General features: G+C 70.5%; 1 protein-coding gene. It reads left to right on the forward strand.

The features are described from left to right. The coding region (locus NX1_RS34885; RefSeq protein WP_157120415.1) for an NACHT domain-containing protein at positions 1 to 1,879 on the forward strand (1,879 nt) is incomplete at both ends.

The raw sequence follows: 1,879 nt of genomic DNA on the forward strand, positions 1-1,879 counted from the left end.
GACCAGGAGGCGCTGGCTCCGGCCGCGGACGCGCCCGCGATCGTCGACCCGCACCGCAAGCTGCTCGACCGCGTCGCCGAGGTGTGCGACACGCGGTATCCGGGCGCGCGGATCCGCCGCGTCGAGGTGGATCCGCCGCACCTGTTCATCACTCACCAGCGCGACGAGGTGGTGGCGCAGTGGCGGGTCGGCGTGCACGTCGGCGACATGACGAGGCAGGTGATCGAGGACTTCCTCGGCCACGACCCGGAATACGGTTCGGAGCTGGTCTACCGGGGGGCCGCGCCGCCGCGCTCGCTCCGTGAGGAAGCCGCGAGCCACGGCCTTCGAGTGCGCAGCTTCACCGAATTCCAGGGCCTGCTCGACCTGGACGGCTACCTCGCCGCGCAGGCGGCAGCGCTCCGTTCCGACCGCAGGTATCCACCGGAACTCTATGTGCCGCAACGTTTTCGGTTGCTCGAGCACGGCGATCAGCTGATCCGCGACGACCTGGTCGGCGAACTGCTCCGCATGGTGGGCGCCGATCACGGCCGATTCGTGCTGCTGCTCGGCGATTTCGGGCGCGGCAAGACCTTCGCGCTGCGGGAACTGGCCCGCCGCATCACCGAGACCAAGCCGGCGCTGGTGCCGATCCTCATCGAACTGCGCGCCCTCGACAAGACCCACTCGGTGGACGGGTTGGTCGCGGCCCACCTGGCCAACCACGGCGAGGACCGCATTGATCTGAAGGCGTTGCGCTACATGCTCCGCGAGGGCCGGGTGGTGCTGCTGTTCGACGGCTTCGACGAGCTCGTCACCCGCATCAGCTACGAATTCGCCGCCGATCACCTGGAGACGCTGTTGCAGGCGGCGGTCGGCAAGGCGAAGATCGTCGTGGCCAGCCGCACCCAGCATTTCGAGTCGCGCGCCCAGGTGCTGACCGCGCTCGGCGAGCGGGTCGGCCTGCTCGACGACCGGCGCATCGTGAGCATCGAGGACTTCGCCCCCGCGCAGATCAGGGCCTTCCTCACCAACCGGTATGACGGTGACGCGAGCCGCGCCGACGCCAGGATGCGGTTGATCACCGGCATCGAAGACCTGCTCGGCCTGGCCCAGAATCCGCGCATGCTCAGCTTCATCGCGGATCTGAACGAGCGCCGCCTGCGCGCCGCCGCCGGCGCGAAGCAGGCGGTCGGTCCGGCCGGGCTGTACCGGGAGATCCTCGATTCCTGGCTGACCTACGAGGCCGACCGCACAGCCACCGTCGCGGGATCGCTGCCCGGGCTGCGCCTGGACGAGCTGTGGCTTGCGGTCACCGCCTTCGCGCTGCGGATCTGGGACAAGGGCGAGCCCTACCTGCGGTTGGCCGAGTTGACCGAGGTGGCAAGGGATCTCGTCGAGCTGAGCGGCCCGCACCGGATGTCGGTGCAGCAGTCGACGCACGCCATCGGCTCGGGCAGTCTGCTGGTGCGCACCGAGGAGAATCTCTTCGGCTTCATCCACGCCTCGGTGACCGAATGGCTGGTGGCCAATCACGTCGCCGAGCAGTTCGAGGCCGGGGCGGTCGTGCCGCGGCAGCTCGCGCAGGCGCAGCTGTCGCAACTGTCCATCGACTTCCTGTGCGATCTGGCCGACACCCACGCGCTGCGCGGCTGGGCCGAGGCGGTGCTGGCCGACGCCGCCTGCGACGACAATTCGCGCACCAACGCGCTGCGGGTCACCACCCGGCTGCGTACCGCGCCGACCGCCGACCTGCGCGGCGCGGCGCTGGCGGGCGAGGACCTGTCCTACCGCGATCTGCAAGGGGTGGACCTGAGCGGCGCGGATCTGACCGGCGCGCGGCTGGTCGGCGCGAATCTCACGCGCGCGGTGTTGCGCGGCGCGCGCCTGGCCGGCGCCC

Origin of the sequence: Nocardia xishanensis NBRC 101358, from assembly GCF_001613365.1 — a bacterium.
In the GTDB taxonomy this organism is placed as follows: Bacteria; Actinomycetota; Actinomycetes; order Mycobacteriales; family Mycobacteriaceae; genus Nocardia; species Nocardia xishanensis.